We start from the raw sequence: 23,846 nt of genomic DNA, 5'->3' as shown, positions 1-23,846 counted from the left end.
GGGATCAGATGTTGCGGAAGCGGTTGATGGCGTCGAGGTGCTGGGCGCGCAGTTCCTGGTCGCGGACGCCCAGGCCCTCCTTCGGGGCCAGCGCGAGGACGCCGACCTTGCCCTGGTGGAGGTTGCGGTGCACGTCGTAGGCGGCCTGCCCGGTGTCCTCGAGCGAGTACACCTTCGACAGGGTGGGGTGGATCTTCCCCTTGGCGACCAGGCGGTTCGCCTCCCACGCCTCGCGGTAGTTGGCGAAGTGCGAGCCGATGATGCGCTTCAGGGACATCCAGAGGTAGCGGTTGTCGTACTCGTGCATGTAGCCCGAGGTGGAGGCGCAGGTGGTGATGGTGCCGCCCTTGCGGGTGACGTAGACGCTGGCGCCGAAGGTCTCGCGGCCGGGGTGCTCGAAGACGATGTCGATGTCCTCGCCGCCGGTGAACTCGCGGATGCGCTTGCCGAAGCGCTTCCACTCCTTGGGGTCCTGGGTGCGCTCGTCCTTCCAGAACTTGTAGCCCTCGGCGTTGCGGTCGATGACGGCCTCGGCGCCCATGGAGCGGCAGATGTCCGCCTTCTCGGGGCTGGAGACGACACAGATCGGGTTGGCACCGCCCGCGAGCGCGAACTGCGTGGCGTACGAGCCGAGTCCGCCGCTCGCGCCCCAGATCAGGACGTTGTCGCCCTGCTTCATGCCGGCGCCGTTGCGCGAGACGAGCTGGCGGTACGCGGTGGAGTTCACCAGGCCGGGGGCCGCGGCCTCTTCCCAGCTCAGGTGGTCCGGCTTCGGCATCAGCTGGTTGGACTTGACGAGCGCGATCTCGGCGAGGCCGCCGAAGTTCGTCTCGAAGCCCCAGATGCGCTGCTCGGGGTCGAGCATCGTGTCGTTGTGGCCGTCAGAGGACTCCAGCTCGACGGAGAGGCAGTGCGCGACGACCTCGTCGCCGGGGTTCCAGGCGTTGACGCCGGGACCGGTGCGCAGCACGACGCCCGCGAGGTCGGAACCGATGATGTGGTACGGCAGGTCGTGGCGCTTGGTGAGCTCCGACAGGCGTCCGTAGCGCTCCAGGAAGCTGAAGGTGGACACCGGCTCGAAGATCGAGGTCCAGACCGAGTTGTAGTTCACGGAGCTGGCCATGACGGCCACGAGCGCCTCGCCCGGGCCGAGTTCGGGGACCGGAACGTCGTCCAGGTGGATCGACTTGCGGGGGTCCTTGTCCCGGGTGTCGAGGCCGGCGAACATCTCCGTCTCGTCCTTGTGGACGGTGATGGCGCGGTACGACTCGGGGAGCGGCAGAGCGGCGAAGTCGGCGGAGGTCGACTCCGGCGACTGGATCGCGTCCAGGATTTCCTTCACGGTATTGCCTCCGGCGATGCGTCCCAGGGGGACGTTGAGGGGTACGTCGGGGTGGAGTGCTGCTGTGTGGGTGAAGAGGTGCCGTCGGTTCGGCGGGGGTGTTGCTACGGCAGCGCTTGGTCGGCGCGAGAAGTTTGCCTGTGACGCAGGCGTCCGGGCGCACTCGCCACGGTTTGGGGTGGCTTGCGGGGACAGCCGGCGTACGGAAGTTCTCTGCACGCCGGCCGCCCGGACACATTCAACGTATGGCACCGCGTGCCAGTCGGCAAGACACTGGGTGCCACAACTTTTTGAGCGATGATCGATCAGTGCAGGTCAGGGGTGGTGCGGCTCGGTGGCACCGAAGGTCATCGACGCCCCTGAACTGCGCCTCAGGGGCTCTGGAGGGGGCCCACAGGGCCTCCGAGGGGCCTTGGGGAGGCCGGGGCGACGCAGGGGTGAGACGCGGCGAGAGGGCGGTGGGCGGGTCGCGCGTTCGGGGCCGGACGGCGGGTCGCGCACCCTGCGGGGCCGGGCGGAGGCCCGGTCTTCACCGGGCGGCTCGGCAGGGTCCGTTCCAGGCCGAGTGGTGGAGGAGGGGTGCCGCCGCCCTCCGGGAGTCAGGCGCGCCGATCGCGCCGGGCTGCCTGCCGGGGGCGGCGGCGCTCGCCGAGCGGGCGCCGCCGCCCGAGAATGCTCGGGAGCGTCCGGGAGCGTCCGGGAGCGTCCGGGAGCGTCGTGGAGTGCCGTGGAGGCGGGAATTCCGAGGCGGACCTCAAAGAGGCGGACCTCAAAGAGGCGTCAACAGCCCCTGATTCCTGGGGAGTTCAGAAAATTCCGACGGAGGCTAGCCGCGGTCCCGCAGCGCCTTCTCGATCGTCCCCATGATCTCGTCCAGCGGCGCGTCCGTACGCGCCACGGTGACCAGGACGTCGCCCCCGGTACTCACCGAGGCGGCCGGAGAGGCGGCGGTGGCGGTGTCCCGGCCCGCGCCGATGCCCGTACCGAACGTCTTGCGGACGATCGCGAAGGCGTGGTCGAGCTGGTTCTCGACGTCGCCCTGGCCGCCGGCCCGCAGCCAGCGCCGCAGCACGTGGTTGTGGGCGGTGACGACGGCGGACGCGGCGACCTCGGCGAGCAGTGGATCGTCATTGCCGTGCTGGTGGGCGTGCTCGTCGAAGTGGCCGAGGAGATAGCGGGTGAACAGCCGCTCGTAGCGGGCCACCGAGGCGATCTCGCGCTCGCGCAGAGTGGGTACCTCGCGCGTGAGGCGGTAGCGCTCCACCGACACCGCGGGCGACGCCGCGTACATCTTCATGACTTCCTTGATGCCGCGGCACACCGTGTCGAGCGGATGCTCGTGCGCGGGCGCCGCGTTGAGGACCGCCTCCGCCCGGATCAGGGTGTCGTCGTGGTCCGGGAAGATCGCCTCTTCCTTGGAGCGGAAGTGGCGGAAGAAGGTCCGCCGCGCGACCCCCGCCGCGGCCGCGATCTCGTCGACCGTCGTGGCCTCGTAGCCCTTGGTCGCGAAGAGTTCCATCGCCGCGGCCGCCAGCTCCCGGCGCATCTTGAGCCGCTGCGCGGCGGCGCGGGACCCCGCGGCGCTCTCCGGAGCGTCGGGCGTGGGCGTCGTACGGGAGGACTTGGCGGCCTTGGACATGCCATGAACGTACTGCATACGCGCGGTGGCGTGCGCCCGAGCGGGGTTCCCCCCGCCCGGGTCCGGGGCGGGGGGTGTGCGGCCGGGCGGCCGGAGCAGCCCGCCCCAGTCCGTGGGGCGGGCGGTGCCGCTGCCCGTGGGCCGGTCAGCGCCGGGCATATTCGCGGAAGCCGCGGCCGGTCTTGCGGCCGAGGCAGCCCGCGGCCACCAGGTGCTCGAGCAGCGGCGCGGGAGCCAGGCCCGGGTCGCGGAACTCGCGGTGGAGGACCTTCTCGATGGCCAGGGAGACATCGAGACCGACCACGTCGAGGAGCTCGAAGGGCCCCATCGGGTAGCCGCCGCCGAGCTTCATCGCGGCGTCGATGTCGTCGAGCGTCGCGTAGTGCTCCTCCACCATCTTGATCGCGTTGTTCAGGTACGGGAACAGCAGCGCGTTCACGATGAAGCCCGCGCGGTCACCGCAGTCCACCGGGTGCTTGCGGATCTTCGCGCACACCTCGCGGACGGTGGCGTGCACGTCGTCGCCCGTCAGCACGGTCCGCACGACCTCGACGAGCTTCATCGCCGGGGCCGGGTTGAAGAAGTGCATGCCGATCACGTCCTGCGGGCGCGAGGTCGCGCGGGCGCAGGCCACGACGGGCAGGGACGAGGTCGTGGTGGCCAGGACCGCGCCCGGCTTGCACACCTTGTCGAACGTCGCGAAGAGCTGCCGCTTGATCTCCAGGTCCTCGGCCACGGCTTCGAGGGCCAGGTCGACGTCGGAGAAGGCGTCGTACGAACCGGCCGGAGTGATCCGGTCCAGGGTCTGCGCCGCCGCCTCGGCGGTCATGCGGCCCTTGTCGACAGAGCGCGAAAGCGACTTGCCGATACGGGACTTGGCCTTCTCGGCCTTCTCCTCGCTGCGCGCGGCGAGCACCACGTCGTAGCCCGCCTTCGCGAAGACCTCCGCGATGCCGGACGCCATGGTCCCGGAGCCCGCGACGCCGACCGAGCGGATCGTGCGCGCGTCGGCCGCGACCTCGCCCGCGAGCGGGGTGAGCGCGTCCCGCACCACCTCGGAGCTGCCCGGCTCCGTGTACGTGTAGAAGCCGCGCCCCGACTTGCGGCCGGTCAGACCCGCCTCGCTGAGCTGCTTGAGGACGGGCGCCGGCGCGTGCAGGCGGTCGCGCGACTCGGCGTACATGGCGTCGAGGACCGTGCGCGCGGTGTCGATGCCGATGAGGTCGAGCAGCGCGAGGGGGCCCATGGGCAGGCCGCAGCCCAGCTTCATGGCGGCGTCGATGTCCTCGCGGGAGGCGTACTTGGCCTCGTACATCGCGGCGGCCTGGTTGAGATAGCCGAAGAGCAGGCCGTCGGCGACGAAGCCGGGCCGGTCGCCCACCGCGACGGGCTCCTTGCCCAGTTCGAGGGCGAGATCCGTGACCGCCGCGACGGCCGTGGGCGCGGTGAGCACCGACGAGACCACCTCGACGAGCTTCATCGCGGGTGCCGGGTTGAAGAAGTGCAGCCCGAGGACGCGCTCGGGGCGGGCCGAGTCGGCGGCGAGCCGCGTCACGGACAGGGCGTTCGTACCGGTCGCGAGGATCGTCTCGGGCCGCACGACGGTGTCGAGCTCCCGGAAGATCTGCTGCTTGATCTCGTACGACTCCGGAGCCACCTCGATGACGAGGTCGGCGTCGGCCGCGGCCTGGAGGTCCGTGAAGGTGCGGAAGCGGGCGAGGACGTCCCGGCGCTCGTCCTCGGTGAGGCGCTCGCGGCGCACCGCACGCGCCGTCGAGGCCTCGAGCGCGGCGACGGCCTGCGCGGCCGCGGCCTCGCTGACGTCGATACCGATGACCTCACGGCCGGCGCGGGTGAGCACCTCGGCGATGCCGGTGCCCATCGTGCCGAGGCCGACGACCGCGACGGTCGGGAGGGTGGCCGGGGATGCGGGGGACAGGGGAGCGTCCATCTGAGGACTCCAGGAGGGAGGAGTGACGACTGAGGGGCACGCGCGGATACGCCGACAGGCGCACGGAGTGCGGGAATTCGAACCCGGACGCGGCGCACACAGGCGTCCGGCGAATCACTGAGAGGGAGATCCGGCGGGCCCTGTCCCGGGGCCGCGCCGTACTGCGGTACCTGAGGCACCGAACCGACTGACACTCTCGGCGGCTGCGTCACCAGGCCGCCAGGAGTGGGGTGCGGGGGGTGTGCCCCGCTCAATTGAGATTAACCGGCGAGTAACGAGCGCGCCAGTCCTCGGCGTTCATCAGTCCCTGTGATCTACGTCGCCGGGACCCCGGGCCTGTCTACGCTGGACCGCATGGACGAAGAGTTGCGCTCGGTCACGGAGCGCTTACGGGCCGAGTCGGGCACCTCCCCCCTTCTCGACCGCCTCGCGGCGGCCGGCGACGTCGACGAGCTCGCGGCCGCGCTGACCGAGCCCGGGCAGCCGCTGTGGGCGCGGGAGCTGGCCGCGTACCGCCTCGGAGTGGCGGGGGACCGCCGGGCGTTCGAGGCGCTCGTCCTGCTCCTCAACCACCGCGACCCGGCACGCTGTGCCACCGCCGCGCACGCTCTGGCCGCGCTCGGCGATCCGCGCACCGCACGCGCGGCCGCGGCGCTCGCCACGAACGAGCTGCGGGTGGCGTACGCGCTGCACCCGGTGCGGCTCCTGGCCGCACTGCGCGCGCCCGAGTCCGCGCCGGCGCTGATCACCACCCTGGAGCGGCGGCTCGGCCCCCGCGATCCGTACCGCGCGGTCGCGCTCGCGTGTGTGGAGGGGCTCGGCGGCCTCGGGGACGCCCGCGCCCGGCCGGTCCTGACCGAGGCTCTCGCCCACCCGGCGCTCGCACAGGCCGCGGTGCGCGCGCTCGCGCGACTGCCCGGGCAGCGGGAGAGCCCGAGCGACGTCAGAGACTGACAGCGCGCGCGTAGCGCACCTCCGGCACGAGTTCCCCGTCCACCTCGTACGGCTCCTCGGCGCCGTCCGGGGTGAACCCGGCGCGCTCGTAGAACCCGCGGGCGCGGGTGTTGCCCTTGACCACCCACAGGCTGATCCGCTCGTATCCGGCGTCGGCGCAGCGGTCCAGGCAACTGCGCAGGAGGGTGCGGCCGACCCCCGTGGACAGCTGCCCGTCGTGCACGTAGATCGCGTACAACTCGGCTTCCCCGGGCGGGAGATCGTCGTCGCGGGACGGGCCGTGGCAGGCCCAGCCGACGATGTCGCCTCCGCGCTCGGCGACCACGTTCACCACGGACGAACCGGCCCGCGCGAGGCGCTCGCGGCGGCGAGCCGCGTCCTCCTCGATGCTCAGCGCGGCCAGAAAGGACGCGGGCATCAGGCCCGCGTACGCCGTCCGCCAGCCGCGGATCCGGATCCCGGCCACCGCCTCGCAGTCGGCGTCGGCCATGTCCCGGACGCGGATCTGTGCCGCCGAGAGGGAAGCAGGGGCGGTGTCGTGGGCCCGAGAAGCGCTCATGCGCCCATCGTGACCCGGCGGACACCGCCCCTGCCAGGGTGTGCGTCAAAGGGAAGTACTCAGCCTCGGAAGCCCATCAGTCCGTGCAGGAGCACACCGCGTGACGGGGGCGGGCCGAGGGCGCCCTTCTTCGTGAGCGGCTTCGGGTCCGGCTGCTTCTCGCACGTCGCGTCGGCCTCGCCGCTGCCGCGCGGCACCTTCCCGGAGCGCAGATAGTCGGCCAGGTACCGGTCCAGGCAGGCGTTCCCGCTCAGGCTGACCCCGTGGTTCCCGCCGCCCCGCTCGACCACCAGGCTGGAGCCGCGCAGCTCGTGATGGACGGCGACCCCGCCCTCGTACGGCGTGGCCCCGTCGTCGGTGGCCTGGAAGAGCAGTGCCGGCGGCAGGTCGTCGTTGGACACGTCCGGCGGGTCCAGCCGGCTGGTCGGCCAGAACGCGCACGGCGCGTTGTACCAGGCGTTGTTCCAGGTGGAGAAGGGGGCCTTCTCGGCCACCTGCCAGTTGTCGTCGCGCCACCGGTTCCAGTCGCGCGGCCACCCGGCGTCGCGGCACTGCACGGCCGTGTAGACGCTGTAGCCGTTGTCGCCCGCGGCGTCGACGGCGCCCAGCTTCTTGTACGCCGTGACGAGCGGGGCCGGGTCCTTGTCCTTCACGTACGCCGCGAACGCCTGGGCCAGATAGGGCCAGTAGCCGTTGAAGTAGCCGCCCGGAAGGAAGGTGTCCTCCAGCTCGGCGGCACCGACCGTCCTGCCCGCCGGCTTCTTCTGCAAGGCCTCGCGCATCGCGTACCACTCGGCCTCGACCTTCGCGGGGTCCTTGCCGAGCGCGTACGCCGCGTCGTGCCGCGCCACCCAGGCGAGGAACGCCTGGTGGCGGGCGTTGAACGCGAGGTCCTGCCCCAGGTTGTCGTCGTACCAGACCCCGCCCGGATCGACGATCGAGTCGAGCACCAGCCGCCGCACACGCTGCGGGTAGAGCTTGCCGTAGACGGCGCCCAGGTAGGTGCCGTACGAGTAGCCGAAGTAGTTGAGCTGCCGCGCGCCGAGTGCCCTGCGGATCGCGTCCATGTCCCGGACGGTGCTCACCGTGTCGAGGTACGGGAGTACGTCCGCGTACTTCGTGGTGCACGCCTTCGCGAACGCCTGCGCGCGGTCGACGCCTGCGCGCTCGATCGCCGAGGTGGCCGGCACACTGGGCGGGCGCACGGTGGCGAAGTGCTTGGGCCGGCAGTTCAGGGCCGGTTTGCTCTTGCCGACGCCGCGCGGGTCGAAGCCCACGACGTCGTACTGGGCGGCGACGCTCTTCGGCAGCTGGCGTGCCACGAAGCCCGCCAGCGACAGGCCGCTGCCGCCGGGGCCGCCGGGGTTGACCAGGAGCGGGCCCTGAGACGTCTTCGCGGTGTGCCGGACCCGGGACAGCGCGAGCGTGATCTGTTCACCGCCGGGCCGGTCGTGATCGAGCGGCACCCGCACCGAGGAGCACTGGAGCGTCGGGTAGTTCTTGGTGCCGCAGTCCTTCCAGGTGAGGGCTGCGCGCTGAACGGAAAGGGTCGGTGCCGCGCCGGCCGGTGCCGCGGTGAGCATGCCGGCCAGCATGGTGGCGGCGCCGCACACGGCGGCTGCGCTTTTCTTCATCGAGCCTCCCAGGACGGAGGGTTCGGGGCCGCGAGCGCGCGGCCCCCGCGGCATGGTCCCCGCATCCAGACCAAGATCGTCCAATTCTGCGCAGAGTTGACCCGATTGGCGTGTACGTGTCCGGGAGCCGCGCGATCAGAGGAGCGTGAGCTGGGTGGCCGCGGGGGCGGGCGCAGGCTCGTGGCGTGCGCGCAGCCGTCGCGGGCCCTCCGCGCGCGAGGGTCCGATGCCGAACTCCTCCGCCAGCTCGTGCACCTGACGGGTGATCCGGCGCTGATACCACTTCGGCGCGTAGGCGCCCTCCGCGTACAGCCGCTCGTAGCGCCGCACCAGGTGCGGGTGGTGCTGCCCGAGCCAGGACATGAACCACTCGCGTGCCCCGGGCCGCAGATGCAGCACGAGCGGGGTCACGGAGGTCGCGCCGGCCGCCGCGACGGCCCGTACGGTCTCCCGCAGCTGCCCGGGGTGGTCTCCCAGGAACGGGATCACGGGGGCCATCAGGACACCGCAGCCGATGCCGGCCTCGCCGAGGGCGCGGACGACGTCGAGCCGGCGCTCCGGCGCGGGCGTGCCCGGCTCGACGGTGCGCCACAGCTCGCGGTCGACGAAGCCGACGGACACCGAGACGCCGACGTCGGTGACCTCGGCGGCCTGCCGCAGCAGGTCGAGGTCGCGCAGGATCAGCGTGCCCTTCGTGAGGATCGAGAACGGGTTCGCGTAGTCCCTGAGCGCCTCGATGATTCCCGGCATCAGCCGGTAGCGCCCCTCCGCGCGCTGGTAGCAGTCCACGTTCGTGCCCATCGCGATGTGCTCTCCGTGCCAGCGGCGCGAGGCCAGGTGACGGCGCAGCAGCTCCGGCGCGTTCACCTTCACGACGATCTGGCTGTCGAAGCCGAGGCCCGTGTCGAGGTCCAGATAGCTGTGGGTCTTGCGGGCGAAGCAGTAGACGCACGCGTGCGTGCATCCCCGGTACGGGTTGACCGTCCACTCGAACGGCATGCGAGAGGCGCCGGGCACGCGGTTCACGATCGACCTGGCCCGGATCTCGTGGAAGGTCACGCCGGCGAATTCGGGTGTGTCGAAGGTGCGGGTCGTCACGGTGTCCGCGCCGAACAGCGCGGCGTCCGTGACCCTCCCTGTAGGGATTTCGGCCGGATTCTCCGTGAGGTTCTCCCAGCGCATGACGCCTCCTAGCTAGCACTGGGCACAGAATAGAACACATGTTCCCTTGATCGTGCGACCCCGATTTTGGCGGCCGACGCGGAGGGTGGTTGGCTTGGGCTCCCTCTCGAACACCGAGAACACCGACTGCTGGAGGAAGTGTCATGGCGCAGGTCGAGGCCATCACGGAGCGGGTCATCGCCGCCAAGCCGGACGACGTATTCGACGCGCTCGCCGACTACAGCGGCACGCGCGCGAAGCTGCTGCCCGAGCACTTCAGTGAGTACGAGGTCCGCGAGGGCGGCGACGGCGAGGGCACCCTCGTCCACTGGAAGCTCCAGGCCACCAGCAAGCGGATCCGTGACTGCCTCCTGGAGGTCGGCGAACCCACCGACGGCGAGCTCGTCGAGAAGGACCGCAACTCCTCGATGGTCACGACCTGGCGCGTGACGCCCTCCGGTGAGGGCGCCTCCCGCGTCGTCGTCAGCACCGTGTGGAACGGTGCGGGCGGCATCGGCGGCTTCTTCGAGAAGACCTTCGCCCCCAAGGGCCTCGGCCGCATCTACGACCAGATCCTCGCGAAGCTCGCCGCCGAGGTGGAGAAGTGACCCCGATGTAGTGCTCACCGTTTCGAGTGGTTTTCCGCTCGCGCGCGGTTGTACGCCGTAGGGCTCCCACCGGCGCATTCGCGCCCGGAGCCCGCCGGAGCCGCCCCTCGTCGCGCTTGCCCGCAGTTGTCGCGTAATGCGAGAAATATGCGGCGCAGGCGCGACGAGGGGAGCGGCAGGTGGGCACGACGACGCTGGTGACGAGTGAGCCGGGGCCGGTGCCGGCGACGGAGCCGACCCCGCACGCCGAGCCCCAACCGGTCGTGGAACAGCGGCAGTTCCCCGGCCACGGCCTGAGCCCGAGCCGGGTCCGGATGGTCTTCATCGGACTCATGCTGGCGCTGCTGCTGGCCGCGCTCGACCAGATGATCGTCGCCACCGCGCTCCCGAAGGTCGTCGGCGAGCTGCACGGCCTCGACAAGATGTCCTGGGCGATCACCGCCTATCTTCTGACCGCCACCATCGGTCTGCCGATCTACGGCAAGCTCGGCGACCTCTTCGGCCGCAAGGGCGTCTTCCAGTTCGCCATCGCGGTCTTCGTCGTCGGCTCCGCGCTGGCCGGCTGGTCGCGCGACATGGACGAACTCATCGCGTTCCGCGCCGTCCAGGGCATCGGCGCAGGCGGCCTCATGATCGGCGTGCAGGCGATCATCGCGGACATCGTGCCGCCCCGCGAACGCGGCCGCTACATGGGCCTCATCGGCGCCGCGTTCGGCCTCGCGTCCGTCGCGGGCCCGCTGCTCGGCGGCTACTTCACCGACCACCTCACCTGGCGCTGGTGCTTCTACATCAACGTGCCCTTCGGGCTGGTCACGCTCGCGGTCGTCACCGTGGTACTCAAACTGCCCCGCCCCCAGGTCAAGGCCAGGCTCGACGTCCTCGGGGCGCTGCTGCTCGCGGCGGCATCGACCTGCCTCGTGCTGCTGACCAGTTGGGGCGGGACCGAGTACGCGTGGGGTTCGCGCGTCATCCTGGGGCTCGCCGCCGGAGCGGCCGTGACGGCCGTGCTCTTCGTCGTCGCCGAGCGCTTCGCCGCCGAACCCATCATCCCGCTGCGGCTGTTCCGCGACCCCGTCTTCAACATCACCGGCCTGGTCGGCATGGTCGTCGGCGTCGCCCTCTTCGGAGCGGCCAGTTACCTGCCGACCTTCCTCCAGATGGTCGACGGCGCGAGCGCCACCGAGTCCGGGCTGCTCATGCTCCCGATGATGGGCGGCATCGTCATCGCCTCGGTCGTCTCCGGCCAACTCATCAGCCACACCGGGCACTACAAGATCTACCCGATCGTCGGCGGGGCCCTGGCGACAGTGGGCATGTGGCTCCTGTCCCGCCTCGAGGTGGACACCACGCGGCTGCACTACAGCCTCTTCATGGCCGTACTCGGCGCGGGCATCGGCCTGATCATGCCGGTCCTGATCCTCGCCGTGCAGAACGCCGTCCGCCCCGCCGACATCGGCACCGCGACCAGCGCCAACAACTACTTCCGGCAGATCGGCGGCAGTGTCGGCGCCGCGATCTTCGGCACCCTTTTCGCCAACCGGCTCGCCGACGCGCTCGCGGACCGGTTGCCCGAGGGGGCGGGCCTGCCCGACCCGGAGTCCATCACCCCGCAGCTCGTCCATGCCCTGCCGCCCGCGCTGCGCGACGGCTACATCCAGGCGTACGCCGACGCGATGCCCCGGATCTTCCTCTACCTCGTCCCGGTGCTCGTCCTCGGCCTCGTGATCGCCTTCTTCCTCAAGGAGACACCCCTGTTGTCCAGTGCCGCCCCCCACAGCGCCCCGAGCGGCGAGAGCACCTCCGTCCCGTCCCAGTCCCGGCCCCCGTACGGCGCCGGCGTGCCGGTCTGCGGCATCGTCCAGCACTCCGACGGGACCGCGGTGCCCCGTGCAGCCCTCACCCTCATCGACGTCGGCGGCCAGCAGATCGGGCGCGGCGCGAGCGGTGACGACGGCCGGTACGCCCTGTCGACGCCCGGCTCCGGAAGTTACGTCCTGATCGCGGCCGCGGGCGGACACCAGCCCCAGGCCGTGACCGTCACCGTGGGGGAGCGGCCCGTCGACCTCGACGTCGTCCTCGGCGGTGCCGGGCGGCTCGCCGGGAGCGTACTGACCGCCGACGGCGCGCCCGTGCGCGACGCCACCGTGACCCTGACCAACGTCCACGGCGAGGTCGTCGCCACGACCCGCAGCGGGCGCGAAGGCAGTTACGTCATCACGGAGTTGGTGGCCGGCGAGTACACGCTCGCCGGGAGCGCGCCGGCGTTCCGCCCCGCCGCGCTCCCCGTCACCGTGATGGCCGCGCGCGAGACCCGCCAGGACGTCGAACTCGCGGGCGGCGCCGTGCTGCGCGGCACGGTCAGGGCCGGCGGCGGCCGCCCCGTCGAGGACGCGCGCGTGACCCTCCTCGACGCGGCGGGCAACGTCGTCGACACCCTCACGACCGGTCTCGACGGCACGTTCCGCTTCGTCGACCTGTCGTCGGGCGAGTACACCGTGATCGCCGCCGGTTACCCGCCGGTCGCCACGGTGCTGCACATGGCGGGCGGCGGCCGCACGGAGCGTGACCTGCAACTGGGCCACGAGGACTGAGCGTTGGGGGCCGGGTGCCAGGCCCGGCCCCGGCGCGTCGCCCCCGTTCAATTCGGCCGATGCAGCCCCCGCTACCCCCGTACCGCGTACCGTGGAACGGGAAGGGGCCGAACCCATGACGCTCGGTCGCCGCGCGGAGAAGGGAGCGCAGGCCATGCACAGTGGCACCGGGACGGCCCCGCAGAGCCCCGTGCCCGGCCGTGTACCCCTGGCGGTCGTCGTGGTCGACAAGTCAGAACTCATCTCGCACTGGAGCACCGGCGCGCGCCGTCTCTTCGGCCCCGCGCGCGAGGACGCCGTCGGCCGTCCGGCCACCGACCTGCTGCCCGTCTCCGGCGCACTGCCCGAAGGGTTCAACTCCCCGGCGTACGGGGACGAGAGCGCGTACGACGGGCCCGGCCCGGACCTGGAGTCCTCGCTCGACGGGCGGGCCGCCTACCCCGCCGCGGGCCGCGCCCGCCTCGAGACGCCGCGGCGGCAGCGCATCGACGTCCTGTGGTGGGCCTACCCACTCGTCGGCCCCGGGTCCGCGAAACTCCTCGTGCTCGCCGCCGACGCCGGCCGGCTGCACGCCGACGACGTGCCCGACGGGCATCCGCTGGAGCGCATCGCGCCCGGCTTCGCCCTGCACACCGACTTCCCCGGAGCCGACGAGCTGGCCCGCGGGCTTCCCGCCATCCTGCCCAGCATGAGCGTCGGCGAGAGCGCCCGCATCGTCTCCCAGGTGCTCGAACTGGGCTATCCCGTACTGGAGTTCAGCCTCCACGATCGCGTCCCCGTCACCGCCGACTGGGGCGTGTCCCTGCGCGCCGAGCGCAAGGCCCGCAGGGCGGAGGCCGCCCGCGCGGCCGCCGCCGGACTGCCCGCGCCGCGCCGCGCGCCCGACGACGAGGCGGACGACGACGCCGCCGACCTCGAGTACGCGGCCGTGCGCGAACACCTGGAGTTCCTCAACGAGGTGAGCGGGCGCATCGGTTCGTCCCTCGACCTGTCCCGCACGATCACCGAGGTCAGCCGGGCCGTCGTGCCGCGCTTCACGGACGTCGCGGGCACCTATCTGCGCGAACAGGTCGTCGCGGGCGAGGGGTTCCCCGACGGCCCGCCCGACGCGACCACGATGTGGCATCGCGTCGCCCTGGAGCACACGGACGAGCCGGGCCGCTGGGACGACGTCGTACCCGTCGGCGAGTCGATGCCGTTCCCCGCGCACACGCCGTTCTTCCAGTGCATGACCTCCGGGCAGCCCGTCCTCGTCCCCCGCATCACCGAGGAGATGGGCAACGCGATCGCGTCACAGTTCGAGAAACGTGACATCAGGCCCCTCATCACCGACCGCTCGATGCTGGTGGTGCCCCTGAAGGCGCGCAACGTCGTCCTCGGGTTCATGATCCTGCTGCGCCACCGGGAACGCCCGGTCTTCAACGACATGGACCGCGTCACCGGCGCCGAACTCGCCGCCCGCGCGGGCCTCGTCCTCGACAACGCCCGCATGTACACGTACCAGGAGAGCGTCGCCGAGACCCTCCAGGACAGCATGCTGCCGCACATCGAGCCCCGCATGCCCGGCTGTGACATCGCCACCCGCTATCTGCCCGGCACCCTGCTCGGCCGCGTCGGCGGCGACTGGTTCGACTCGATCAAACTCCCGGGCTCGCGGACCGCTCTCGTCGTCGGCGACGTCATGGGCCACGGCCTCAACTCGGCCGCGATGATGGGCCAGTTGCGCACCGCCGTCCAGACCATGGCCGCCCTCGACCTGCCACCGGCCCAGCTTCTGCGCAACCTCGACGACCTCGCCCAGCGCCTCGGCGAGCACTACCTCGCGACCTGCCTGTACGCGGTCTACGACCCCATCGCGAACGAGCTGGAGCTCGCCAACGCCGGACACATCCCGCCGGTCCTCGTCCGCGCCGAGGACGGCCGCAGCGAACTGCTCGAACTGCCCACCGGCGCGCCCATCGGCGTCGGCGGCGTCCCCTTCGAGGCGGTCCGCGTCCCGATGGCGCCCGGCGACCGGCTCGTCATGTGCACCGACGGCCTCGTCGAGGTGCGCGGCGAGGACATCGGCGTCGGCCTCGCCACACTGTGCGAGTCGGCCGCCCACCCGGCGGCCTCCATGGACGCCGCCTGCGACACCATCATCAGATCCCTGAACACCCGCGGCGGCCGCAAGGACGACGTCGCCCTCCTCATGGCCCGGCTCAACGGCATCGCGCCCGAGGACGTCGCCCGCTGGAGCGTCGCTCCCGAGCCCGCGCAGGTGTCCCGCACGCGCGCGCTCGTGCGCGACCGGCTCACGGCCTGGGGCCTCGGCGCGCTGAGCGCCCCCGCCGAACTCATGGTGGGGGAGCTCGTCACCAACGCCGTGCGGCACGCCCGAACCCGCAGCGTCGAGGTACGTCTGGTGCGCTCGGGGACCCTCGTGTGCGAGGTCGAGGACGACGACCAGAGACTGCCCACGCTGCTCAACGCGGGCCCGGGCGACCAGTTCGGCCGCGGCCTGCGCGTCGTGAGTGCCCTCGCCGGGGAGTGGGGCACGAGCCGTACGGGGGCCGGGAAGACCGTGTGGTTCGAACTGGCTCTGCCGCGAGCGTAGTCGGCGGCGCGGGGCGCCCCGGCGTACACGCGTCGAATGCGACGTGAAGGTGTGTGCGGGGTGCTTGTGGGCGGACCCGGGGCGCGGTAGACCGATCGTGCCGTGCCACCGCACCCCGGGAGTTGCAGATGAGCGTGACGAGTCGGTACAAGGACGCCTGGGAGAGCTTCTGGCGCGAGGCTCCCGGCGAACCCGGCGGGGTCTTCTGGGACGCCGAGCCCGATCTCACCGCGGGGGTCCATCTCGCCCTGTTCGAGCCGCACCTGGCGACAGGCTTGCCCGTCGTGGACCTCGGCTGCGGGAACGGCACCCAGACCCGCTTCCTCGCCGACCGCTGTCCGCGAGTCGTCGGCGCCGACCTCTCCGTCGCCGCGCTCGACCACGCCCGGCGCGCCGACCCCGCGGGCCGCGCCGACTTCCGGCAGATGGACGCCACCGAACAGACCGAGGCACACCGGCTGCACGCCGAACTCGGCGACGCGAACGTCTACATGCGGGGTGTGCTGCACCAGTGCGAGGCCGAAGACCGCCAGCCGCTGGTCGACGGCATCGCGGCGCTCGTCGGCGAGCGAGGCCGGGCCTTCGTCGTGGAGCTCGCCGAGGCCGCCCGGCCCGTCCTGATGTCACTCGCGCAGAGCCCCACGGGCCCGCCCGCGAAGCTGGCGCCGGTCTTCGCGCACGGCATCGCGCCCGGCGAGGTGCTGGACGCGGCGGTCCCCGACTACGTACGCACCGCGGGCCTCGACGTGCTCGCCAGCGGCGAACTCCCGCTCACCACCACGGAGTACACCTCCGACGGCACCCGCATCGAGCTCCCGTCACGGTGGCTCGTGGTGGGGCGGGCACACTAGCCGCCGCAGCCCCAGGTGGCTCAGGGCGTTGCCGAAGGGGCCGAGGAGATGCGGGCAGAGCGCCCGGCCGTGGCGGAGCCGGACGCCGTCGTGCGCGGTGAGGGCGAGGAAGAAACCGCGGCCGGGCCGGGTCTGGAGCGTGGTGTTCCACCGGTAGCCGTGGCCCCGGGCCAGCGCGACCCGCACCGCGCGCCGGCCGAGTCCCTCCTGACGGCGTGACTCCAGGATCCAGATGCCGAGGAGCCGGCCCGCGCGGCACCGCGCGCACAGCCGGAAGCGGACCTGCCCGACGAGCGTGCCGCTCTCGTCGTGGAGCAGCACCTCACCGGCGCCGCGCGGCGTGCGGGGAGGGATGCTCGTGAGGCGCACCGGCCCGGACGGTGACGCCGACGTGCCGGGGCGCATGAGGGGTCGGCCCGCCCGTCAATCGCGTGAGTTGCCGAAGAGGAGGCGGTAGCCGATGAGCAGGACGAGCGAGCCGCCGATGGCCGCGATCCAGGTGGGCCCGTCGAAGAACTGGTTCTCGATCGGGCGGTCGAAGAACCGCGACGAGATCCAGCCGCCGACGAACGCGCCGGCGACGCCGATGAGGGTCGTGCCTATCAGGCCGCCCGGGTCGCGGCCGGGGAGCAGGACCTTGGCGATGACTCCGGCGACGAGGCCGAGGATGATCCAGCTGATGATGCCCACGTGTGCGTCGTTCCCCTCGGTGATGTGTGGTGCCTTGTGCCTGTGTTTCTGGCTGAGCTCGTGCGTTGCGAATTTGCGCAACTGTACAGACAGAGGTGAAGACGCGATACGGTCCCGGTCGGTTGCACCAGGTCAGCCGTAGGACAGGTTCGAGCACAGGTTGTCGTCGGCGGAGCGGGCGTCGTCGGAGACCTCGGACGGTACGGCGGTGGGTTCCGGCGACGCCGTGGCGGCGGCCGACGGATGAGCCGCGTAGTCCTGTCCGAGAATCGCCCTGATGCCCGCGGTGGGAGTCTCTTCCAGACGTGCCTCCGGGAACCGCTGGGCGAGCGTGCCCGCTCGCGCCTTCTCGCCGGGGCCGTACTGGATCAGCGTGGTGGCCTGGCCCTGGGTGGACGCCGTCGCCGTGCCCAGGATCGTGAACCCGTCGCCCTCGAGGGTGCGCGCGGCCTGGGCGGCCAGTCCCCTGACGGTCGTTCCGTTGTAGACGGTGACGCGGATGCCGTCCCCCGGACTCGGTGCGGCGGAGGGCGCGGGGGAGGCGCTCGACCGGGCGGCGCCCTTCTTGCCGCTGGCGTCCTTCCCGTCGATGGTCCGGTCGTCCCTGAGCGAGGCCCACAGGGCGTCGGCGTCCGGTTCGACGACCGCGACGCGGCTTCCCTCGTAGCGCCAGGGGACGGTGACGAACTTGGTGTTGTGCAGGTCGATGTTCTTGAGGGACATCGCGAAGGAGAGGAGTTTGTCGGCGGAGCCGAGGCCGGGGTCGACGGTCATCGACCGCGTGGCCGCGTTCGCGAGCGGCAGGAGCTTCGTGGGTGTCAGGCCGTCGCTCTTGACCTTCTTGATGAGGCTGCCGACGAAGGCCTGCTGCCGCTTGATGCGGCCGATGTCGGAGCCGTCGCCGATGCCGTGCCGCAGGCGGACGTAGTCGAGGGCCTTCTGCCCGGAGACCTTCTGCTCGCCGCGCGGGAACAGGAGCTTGCCCGGGGTCGTGCGATGGGGGTTGAGGTCGCGCTGGTGGATGGGCTGAGGGAGGCACACCGTCACGCCGCCGACGACATCGGTCAGGGCGGCGAAGCCCTTGAAGTCCACGACGACGGTGTGGTCGACGCGCAGGCCCGTCAGCTTCTCCACCGTGTTCTGCGTGCAGGCGGGGTTGCCGCGGGCGGTCTCGCCGGTCGAGTACGCGGCGTTGAACATCGTGTCGGTCCGCGTACCGGTCCAGCTGCCGTCGGGCAGTTTGCAGGGCGGGATCGTGACCAGGGTGTCGCGCGGGACGGACACCGCGACGGCGTTGCGATGGTCGGCGTAGACGTGCAGCAGGAACGCCGTGTCCGAGCGGCCGATGTCGCCCTTGTCGCCGCCGCCCAGCGCCTCGTTGCCGCCGGTGCGCGCGTCGGAGCCGATGACGAGGACGTTCTCGCCCTTCGACGCGTCGGCGTCCGGGCGGTCGCCGGAGACGCCGTCCGAGCTGAACGTGTTGATGTCGCCGCCGAGTTTGAGGTACATCCAGCCCACGCCGCCGGTCAGGAGGACGAGCAGGGACAGGGATATCGCGAGCGTGAGGCGCACGCGGCTGCGCCGTGGTCGCGCCGCGCGTGCGGCGGACTCGGCGCGGCCTCCCCGGCGCGCGGGTGACAACTGCTCACGGGTGCCTGCCATGGGGTGCGCCCTCACTCGGATCCGGGGTTGTACAGTTGCGCAATGTAGCAAGCTTCTTGGTGGGTGCCGTCCGTGGCGCACACCTCATCCGAAAAGACGAAGGGTGGGGCGGAAATGTTCCGCAACGGTCTGGAGCCCTGGCACCTGCTCATTGTGGCGATCGTGGTCATCGTCCTGTTCGGTTCGAAGAAACTCCCCGACACGGCGCGCTCGCTCGGAAAGTCGCTGAGGATCCTCAAGAGCGAGACGAGGGCGATGAAGGCCGACGAGGTCGAGGAGCGCCGGGACACGGCCGCCTCCTGACCTCCGTCGTCCCCCCTGGGCGCGGGGGCGCCCGCCGCCTTTCGGTGGACTGGACCTCTGGCTCTCAGGGTGGCTCTGGCCTGCGCGTTCCCTGACGCGTACCGTGATGCGCCATGAAGATCCTCATCAGCGCCGACATGGAGGGCGCCACCGGCGTGACCTGGCCGGGGGACGTGCTGCCCGGCACCCCGCAGTGGGAGCGCTGCCGGTCCCTGTTCACCTCGGACGTCAACGCCGCCGTGCTCGGCTTCTTCGACGGGGGCGCCGACGAGGTGCTCATCAACGAGGCCCACTGGTCGATGCGCAACCTGCTCCTGGAGCAACTCGACGAGCGCGCGGAGATGATCACGGGCCGCCACAAGACGCTCTCCATGGTCGAGGGCGTCCAGCACGGCGACGTCGACGGCATCGCGTTCATCGGCTATCACACGGGCGCCGGCACGGAGGGCGTCCTCGCCCACACGTACCTCGCCAACTCGATCACCGGCGTCTGGGTCAACGGCGTCCGGGCGAGCGAGGGCCTGCTCAACGCGCACGTCGTCGCCGAGTACGGCGTCCCCGTCGTCCTCGTCACCGGCGACGACCTCACCTGCGACGACGCGCTCGGCTATGCGCCCGAAGCCCGCAAGGTCGCGGTCAAGGACTATGTGTCCCGGTATGCGGCTGTCTGCCGTACGCCGAAGCGGACCGCCGCCGACATCCGGGCCGCGGCGAAGGAGGCGACGGCGCTCGCCGTGCGCCACGAGCCCGTCCAGGGCGACCCGTTCACCATCGAGCTCGAGTTCGACGCCGAGCATCTGGCCATGGCCGCGACGGTGGTGCCCGGCGTCCGGCGCACCGGCGAGCGCAGGATCTCCTACACGCACGACACCATGTACGACAGCATCCGCACCTTCAAGGCGGTCACCACGATCGTCTCGGCCGCGGTGGAGGAACAGTATGGCTGACCAGGCTTTTCAGGTGGACGAGCAGGCGCTCGACGAGGTCGTGACCTTCACGTCCGAGCTCATCCGCATCGACACCACCAACCGCGGCGGCGGCGACTGCCAGGAGCGCCCGGCCGCCGAGTACGCGGCCGCGAAGCTCGCCGAGGCAGGCCTGGAGCCGACCCTCCTCGAACGCACCGAGGGGCGCACGAACGTCGTCGCGCGCATCGCCGGCACGGACCCGTCCGCCGACGCGATGCTCGTCCACGGGCACCTCGACGTCGTCCCCGCGGAGGCCGCCGACTGGAGCGTGCACCCGTTCTCCGGAGAGGTCCGCGACGGGGTCGTATGGGGCCGTGGCGCCGTCGACATGAAGAACATGGACGCGATGATCCTCGCCGTCGTCCGGCAGTGGGCCCGCGCCGGTGTGCGCCCGCGCCGGGACATCGTCGTCGCCTTCACCGCCGACGAGGAGGCGAGCGCCGAGGACGGTTCCGGCTTCCTCGCCGACCAGCACGCCGGACTCTTCGAGGGCTGCACCGAGGGCATCAGCGAATCGGGCGCTTTCACCTTCCACGACGGCTCCGGCAAGCAGATCTACCCGATCGCTGCGGGTGAACGCGGCACGGGCTGGCTCCGGCTCACCGCTCACGGCAAGGCGGGCCACGGCTCGAAGGTGAACCACGCCAACGCCGTCACCCGGCTCGCCGCCGCCGTCGCGCGGATCGGCGAGCACGAGTGGCCGGTGCGGCTCACGCCGACCGTGGCCGCAGCGCTGACCGAACTGGCGGCCCTGTACGGCATCGACGCCGGCGTGGACTCCCCGGACTTCTCGGCCGACGAACTCCTCGCCAAGCTGGGCCCGGCCGCGGCGCTCGTCGCGCCGACCGTCCGCAACAGTGCCAATCCGACGATGCTGTCCGCCGGATACAAGATCAACGTGATTCCCGGCGAGGCGACCGCGCACATCGACGGCCGGTATCTGCCCGGTGGTGAGGACGAGTTCCGCGAGACCCTCGACCGGCTCACCGGACCCGATGTCGAGTGGGAGTTCGAGCACCGTGAGGTGGCGCTCCAGGCCCCGGTCGACTCGCCGACGTTCGCGAGGATGCGCTCGGCGGTGGAGGAGTTCGCGCCCGAGGGGCACGTCGTGCCGTACTGCATGTCGGGCGGCACCGACGCCAAGCAGTTCTCGCGGCTCGGCATCACGGGCTACGGCTTCGCGCCGCTGAAGCTCCCCGAGGGCTTCGACTACCAGGCGCTCTTCCACGGCGTGGACGAGCGGGTCCCGGTGGAGGCGCTGCACTTCGGCGTGCGCGTGCTCGACCGCTTCCTGCGGTCCGCGTAGGCGCCGCGGGGAGGGTTTCGGCAAGCGGTTGGGGAGACGGTCTAGGAAATGGCGTCACACGTGGAGAACATGGGGGCCTCTGAAGTCATGGGGGACGTGGACAAGTTGGTGCTGATCCAGAGTTACGGATCGTGGCCGTCGCCGATCACGGCCGCGCTCGCCGCGGCGCACGACGGGAAGCCGGAGTACGTCGGCTTCGTCGGCGACGAGGCATGGTGGACCGAGCCCCGCCCGGCCGAGGGCGGCCGGCGGGCCCTGGTCAGGCGGCGCGCCGACGGCACGGAGCACACCGTGCTGCCCGCGCCGTGGAACGTGCGCAGCCGCGTCATCGAGTACGGCGGGCAGCCGTGGGCCGGCGCCGGGCGCCCCGAGGACCCGCGTGGGCCGCTTCTCGTGTTTGTCGACTTCGCCGACCAGCGGCTCTACGCCCACGAGCCCGACGCCCCCGGCGCCGTGCCCCGACCCCTCACGCCCGTCTCCGACGTGGGGGACGGGCTGCGCTGGGCCGATCCGCAGATCCACCTCGACCGGGGCGAAGTGTGGTGCGTCCTGGAGGAGTTCACCGGGGACGGGCCGACCGACGTGCGCCGCGTCGCCGCCGCGGTGCCGCTGGACGGGAGCGCGGCCGAGGACCGCGGCGCCGTGCGCGAACTCGCCGAGGAGCGCCACCGGTTCGTCACCGGACCCCGCCTCTCGCCCGACGGGCGCCGCGCCGCCTGGCTCGCCTGGGACCACCCGCGCATGCCGTGGGACGGGACGGAGCTGGTCGTCGCCGACGTGGCCGGGGACGGCACGTTCACCGGGGCGAGGACGGCGTTCGGCGGGCCCGACGAGTCCGTCGCGCAGGTGGAGTGGGCGCCGGACGGCGCCCTCGTCTACTCCAGCGACCGCAGCGGCTGGTGGAACCTCTACCGCGTCGGCCCGGACGGCGCGCCGCAGCCCCTGTGCCCGCGCGAGGAGGAGTTCGGCGGACCGCTCTGGAAGATCGGCCACCGCTGGTTCGCCCCACTGGAGAGCGGCCTGATCGCCGTCGTCCACGGCGCCGGTGCCACCGCGCTCGGCGTGCTCGACCCGGCGACCGGCGAGGTCGTGGACACGGCCGGACCCTGGACCGAGTGGAGCCCGTCCCTCGCCGTGCACGGCACCCGCGTCGTCGGCGTCGCGGCCAGCCCGCGCACCGGACACGAGGTCGTGGAGCTGGACACCTGTACGGGCCGGGCGCGCGTCATCGGCGCCGCGCACGCCGACGCCGTCGACCCCGCGTACTACCCGGAGCCGCAGATCCGCACCTTCGCGGGTCCCGAGGGCCGGGACATCCACGCCCACATCTATCCGCCGCACAGCCCCACCCACGCCGCGCCCGACGACGAACTGCCGCCCTACGTCGTGTGGGCGCACGGCGGCCCCACCGGGCACGCGCCCCTCGTGCTCGATCTGGAGATCGCCTACTTCACCTCGCGCGGCATAGGCGTCGCCGAGGTCAACTACGGCGGCTCCACCGGCTACGGCCGTGAGTACCGCAACCGCCTGCGCGAACAGTGGGGCGTCGTCGACGTCGAGGACTGTGCCGCCGTGGCGCTCGCGCTCGCCGCCGAGGGCACCGCGGACCGCGAGCGGCTCGCGATCCGCGGCGGCAGCGCCGGAGGCTGGACCACGGCCGCGTCCCTGACCGGCACCGACGTTTACGCCTGCGGCACGATCCTCTACCCCATCCTTGACCTCACGGCCTGGGGCTCCGGCGAGACCCACGACTTCGAGTCCCAGTACCTGGAGTCGCTCGTCGGGCCGCTCGCCGAGGTGCCCGCGCGGTACGTGGAGCGCTCGCCCTCCGAGCACGCCGAGCGGCTGACGGCGCCCTTCCTGCTGCTGCAGGGGCTCGACGACGTGATCTGCCCGCCCGCGCAGTGCGAGCGGTTCCTCGCCCGTCTGGAGGGCCGGCGCGTCCCGCACGCCTACATCGCCTTCGAGGGCGAGAGCCACGGGTTCCGGCGCGCGGACACCATGATCCGTGTCCTGGAGTCGGAACTCTCCCTTTACGCCCAGGTGTTCGGCCTCGATCCGACCGGGATCCCCACGCTGGAGCTGTCCAAGTGACGTCACCGACACCGCTCACCCGCCCCGAACGCCTGGCCCCCGGGGCCCGCGTCGCCGTCGTCGCGCCCAGCGGACCTGTGCCCGAGGACCGGCTCGAGGCCGGGCTCGACCTCCTGCGCGGCTGGGACCTGGAGCCCGTCGTGGAGCCCCAGGTCCGTTCCGTGCACGGGAAGTTCGACTACCTCGCCGGGAGCGACGCCGAGCGTGCCGCCGGTCTCCAGCGGGCGTGGTGCGACCCGTCCGTCGACGCCGTCCTGTGCGCGCGGGGCGGATACGGCGCGCAGCGCATGGCCGACCTGCTCGACTGGGACGCGATGCGGGCCGCCGGGCCCAAGGTGTTCGTCGGGTACAGCGACATCACGGCGCTGCACGAGGCGTTCGCCGCGCGGCTCGGTCTCGCGACCCTGCACGGGCCGATGGTCGCCGCGGCGGACTTCCTCAAGAGCGCCCGCGCACAGGACCACTTGAGGGCCACGCTCTTCGAACCGGAGACCGTACGGACGATCAAGGCCGTGGAGGGTGGGCGCCCGCTCGTGGGCGGTACGGCGCGCGGCGTCACGCTCGGCGGCTGCCTGTGCCTGCTCGCCGCCGACCTCGGCGCCCCGCACGCCCGTCGCTCGGCCGCGGGCGGGCTGCTGTGCCTGGAGGACACCGGCGAGGAGACGTACCGCATCGACCGCTATCTCACCCAGCTCCTGCGCGCCGGCTGGCTGGACGGGGTCGCGGGGATCCTGCTCGGGTCCTGGGCCGAGTGCGACGCGTACGACGGGCTGCGCGCGCTGCTCGTCGACCGGCTCGGCGGGCTCGGGGTGCCCGTCGTCGAGGAGTTCGGCTTCGGGCACTGCGAGGGGGCGCTGACGGTCCCGTTCGGTGTTCCCGGTGAACTCGACGCGGATGCGGGGACGTTGACGCTGGACGTGCCCGCGCTGGCCTGAAT

The 23,846-nt window shown here is 72.0% G+C and carries 19 protein-coding genes; 10 read left to right on the top strand and 9 right to left on the bottom strand.

Translation table 11 applies throughout. From position 1 onward, the window contains the following. Positions 1 to 4: 4 nt before the first annotated feature. The 3 genes from ccrA to ACFC96_RS01665 all read right to left on the bottom strand — a co-directional run bounded on the left by ccrA (position 5) and on the right by ACFC96_RS01665 (position 4,932). Positions 5 to 1,342: a crotonyl-CoA carboxylase/reductase gene (gene ccrA / locus ACFC96_RS01675; protein ID WP_376609561.1), complete on the bottom strand. Its 1,338-nt coding sequence runs from the start codon at positions 1,340 to 1,342 to the stop codon at positions 5 to 7. A gap of 826 nt (positions 1,343 to 2,168) precedes the next feature. Then, positions 2,169 to 2,999 carry a TetR family transcriptional regulator gene (locus ACFC96_RS01670; RefSeq protein ID WP_376251460.1) on the bottom strand — a complete coding sequence of 277 codons (831 nt, stop codon included), beginning with the start codon at positions 2,997 to 2,999 and terminating at the stop codon, positions 2,169 to 2,171. Positions 3,000 to 3,126: 127 nt separating this feature from the next. Then, positions 3,127 to 4,932: a 3-hydroxyacyl-CoA dehydrogenase family protein gene (locus tag ACFC96_RS01665; protein WP_376609559.1), complete on the bottom strand. Its 1,806-nt coding sequence runs from the start codon at positions 4,930 to 4,932 to the stop codon at positions 3,127 to 3,129. 354 nt (positions 4,933 to 5,286) lie between these two features. Here ACFC96_RS01665 and ACFC96_RS01660 point away from each other — a divergent pair, with 354 nt between their 5' ends. Next, complete coding sequence (locus tag ACFC96_RS01660; protein WP_376251463.1) at positions 5,287 to 5,886, top strand: adenylosuccinate lyase; 600 nt, start codon at positions 5,287 to 5,289, stop codon at positions 5,884 to 5,886. Here the strand turns inward: ACFC96_RS01660 and ACFC96_RS01655 are convergent. The 3 genes from ACFC96_RS01655 to ACFC96_RS01645 all read right to left on the bottom strand — a co-directional run bounded on the left by ACFC96_RS01655 (position 5,876) and on the right by ACFC96_RS01645 (position 9,261). Further along, on the bottom strand, positions 5,876 to 6,445 hold the full coding sequence (locus tag ACFC96_RS01655) for a GNAT family N-acetyltransferase (protein WP_376251465.1): 570 nt from the start codon (positions 6,443 to 6,445) through the stop codon (positions 5,876 to 5,878). The genes ACFC96_RS01660 and ACFC96_RS01655 overlap by 11 nt on opposite strands. A 59-nt stretch (positions 6,446 to 6,504) precedes the next feature. Next, positions 6,505 to 8,079: an alpha/beta hydrolase gene (locus ACFC96_RS01650; protein WP_376609557.1), complete on the bottom strand. Its 1,575-nt coding sequence runs from the start codon at positions 8,077 to 8,079 to the stop codon at positions 6,505 to 6,507. A gap of 135 nt (positions 8,080 to 8,214) precedes the next feature. Beyond that, positions 8,215 to 9,261: an Rv2578c family radical SAM protein gene (locus tag ACFC96_RS01645; RefSeq protein ID WP_376251469.1), complete on the bottom strand. Its 1,047-nt coding sequence runs from the start codon at positions 9,259 to 9,261 to the stop codon at positions 8,215 to 8,217. Between the two features lie 143 nt (positions 9,262 to 9,404). Between ACFC96_RS01645 and ACFC96_RS01640 the strand changes: the two genes are divergently transcribed. From ACFC96_RS01640 to ACFC96_RS01625, 4 genes are all read left to right on the top strand, one after another. Continuing rightward, positions 9,405 to 9,848: an SRPBCC family protein gene (locus ACFC96_RS01640; protein ID WP_376251470.1), complete on the top strand. Its 444-nt coding sequence runs from the start codon at positions 9,405 to 9,407 to the stop codon at positions 9,846 to 9,848. A gap of 179 nt (positions 9,849 to 10,027) precedes the next feature. Then, positions 10,028 to 12,439 (top strand): MFS transporter, encoded by a 2,412-nt coding sequence (locus ACFC96_RS01635; protein WP_376609555.1) that lies wholly within the window; start codon positions 10,028 to 10,030, stop codon positions 12,437 to 12,439. Between the two features lie 154 nt (positions 12,440 to 12,593). Continuing rightward, on the top strand, positions 12,594 to 15,035 hold the full coding sequence (locus ACFC96_RS01630) for a SpoIIE family protein phosphatase (protein WP_376609906.1): 2,442 nt from the start codon (positions 12,594 to 12,596) through the stop codon (positions 15,033 to 15,035). Positions 15,036 to 15,163: 128 nt separating this feature from the next. Next, a complete protein-coding gene (locus ACFC96_RS01625; RefSeq protein WP_376609553.1) occupies positions 15,164 to 15,886 on the top strand; it encodes a class I SAM-dependent methyltransferase in 723 nt (240 codons plus the stop codon). Here ACFC96_RS01625 and ACFC96_RS01620 read toward each other — a convergent pair. From ACFC96_RS01620 to ACFC96_RS01610, 3 genes are all read right to left on the bottom strand, one after another. Next, on the bottom strand, positions 15,854 to 16,255 hold the full coding sequence (locus ACFC96_RS01620) for a hypothetical protein (RefSeq protein ID WP_376609552.1): 402 nt from the start codon (positions 16,253 to 16,255) through the stop codon (positions 15,854 to 15,856). The genes ACFC96_RS01625 and ACFC96_RS01620 overlap by 33 nt on opposite strands. A 54-nt stretch (positions 16,256 to 16,309) precedes the next feature. Beyond that, positions 16,310 to 16,576 (bottom strand): GlsB/YeaQ/YmgE family stress response membrane protein, encoded by a 267-nt coding sequence (locus tag ACFC96_RS01615; protein ID WP_376251480.1) that lies wholly within the window; start codon positions 16,574 to 16,576, stop codon positions 16,310 to 16,312. Positions 16,577 to 16,708: 132 nt separating this feature from the next. Beyond that, positions 16,709 to 18,238 carry an LCP family protein gene (locus ACFC96_RS01610; RefSeq protein WP_376609550.1) on the bottom strand — a complete coding sequence of 510 codons (1,530 nt, stop codon included), beginning with the start codon at positions 18,236 to 18,238 and terminating at the stop codon, positions 16,709 to 16,711. A gap of 114 nt (positions 18,239 to 18,352) precedes the next feature. Here ACFC96_RS01610 and tatA point away from each other — a divergent pair, with 114 nt between their 5' ends. The 5 genes from tatA to ACFC96_RS01585 all read left to right on the top strand — a co-directional run bounded on the left by tatA (position 18,353) and on the right by ACFC96_RS01585 (position 23,844). Further along, positions 18,353 to 18,541 carry a Sec-independent protein translocase subunit TatA gene (gene tatA / locus ACFC96_RS01605; protein WP_340460626.1) on the top strand — a complete coding sequence of 63 codons (189 nt, stop codon included), beginning with the start codon at positions 18,353 to 18,355 and terminating at the stop codon, positions 18,539 to 18,541. A 113-nt stretch (positions 18,542 to 18,654) separates the two neighbouring features. Then, positions 18,655 to 19,488, top strand: coding sequence for a M55 family metallopeptidase (locus ACFC96_RS01600; protein ID WP_376251484.1), 834 nt, complete (start codon positions 18,655 to 18,657; stop codon positions 19,486 to 19,488). Then, a complete protein-coding gene (locus ACFC96_RS01595; protein WP_376251486.1) occupies positions 19,481 to 20,815 on the top strand; it encodes a M20/M25/M40 family metallo-hydrolase in 1,335 nt (444 codons plus the stop codon). The genes ACFC96_RS01600 and ACFC96_RS01595 overlap by 8 nt, the downstream gene beginning before the upstream one ends. 87 nt (positions 20,816 to 20,902) lie before the next feature. Beyond that, positions 20,903 to 22,909, top strand: coding sequence for a prolyl oligopeptidase family serine peptidase (locus ACFC96_RS01590; RefSeq protein ID WP_376609904.1), 2,007 nt, complete (start codon positions 20,903 to 20,905; stop codon positions 22,907 to 22,909). Next, entirely contained in the window at positions 22,906 to 23,844 is a 939-nt protein-coding gene (locus tag ACFC96_RS01585) for an LD-carboxypeptidase (RefSeq protein ID WP_376609548.1), read from the top strand. The genes ACFC96_RS01590 and ACFC96_RS01585 overlap by 4 nt, the downstream gene beginning before the upstream one ends. Positions 23,845 to 23,846 lie beyond the last annotated feature (2 nt).

The sequence above is a fragment of the Streptomyces sp. NPDC055955 genome (genome assembly GCF_042270245.1).
Taxonomy (GTDB): Bacteria; Actinomycetota; Actinomycetes; order Streptomycetales; family Streptomycetaceae; genus Streptomyces.
The sequence above is the reverse complement of the archived record's forward strand: the minus strand, read 5'-3'. Positions and strand labels throughout refer to the sequence as shown.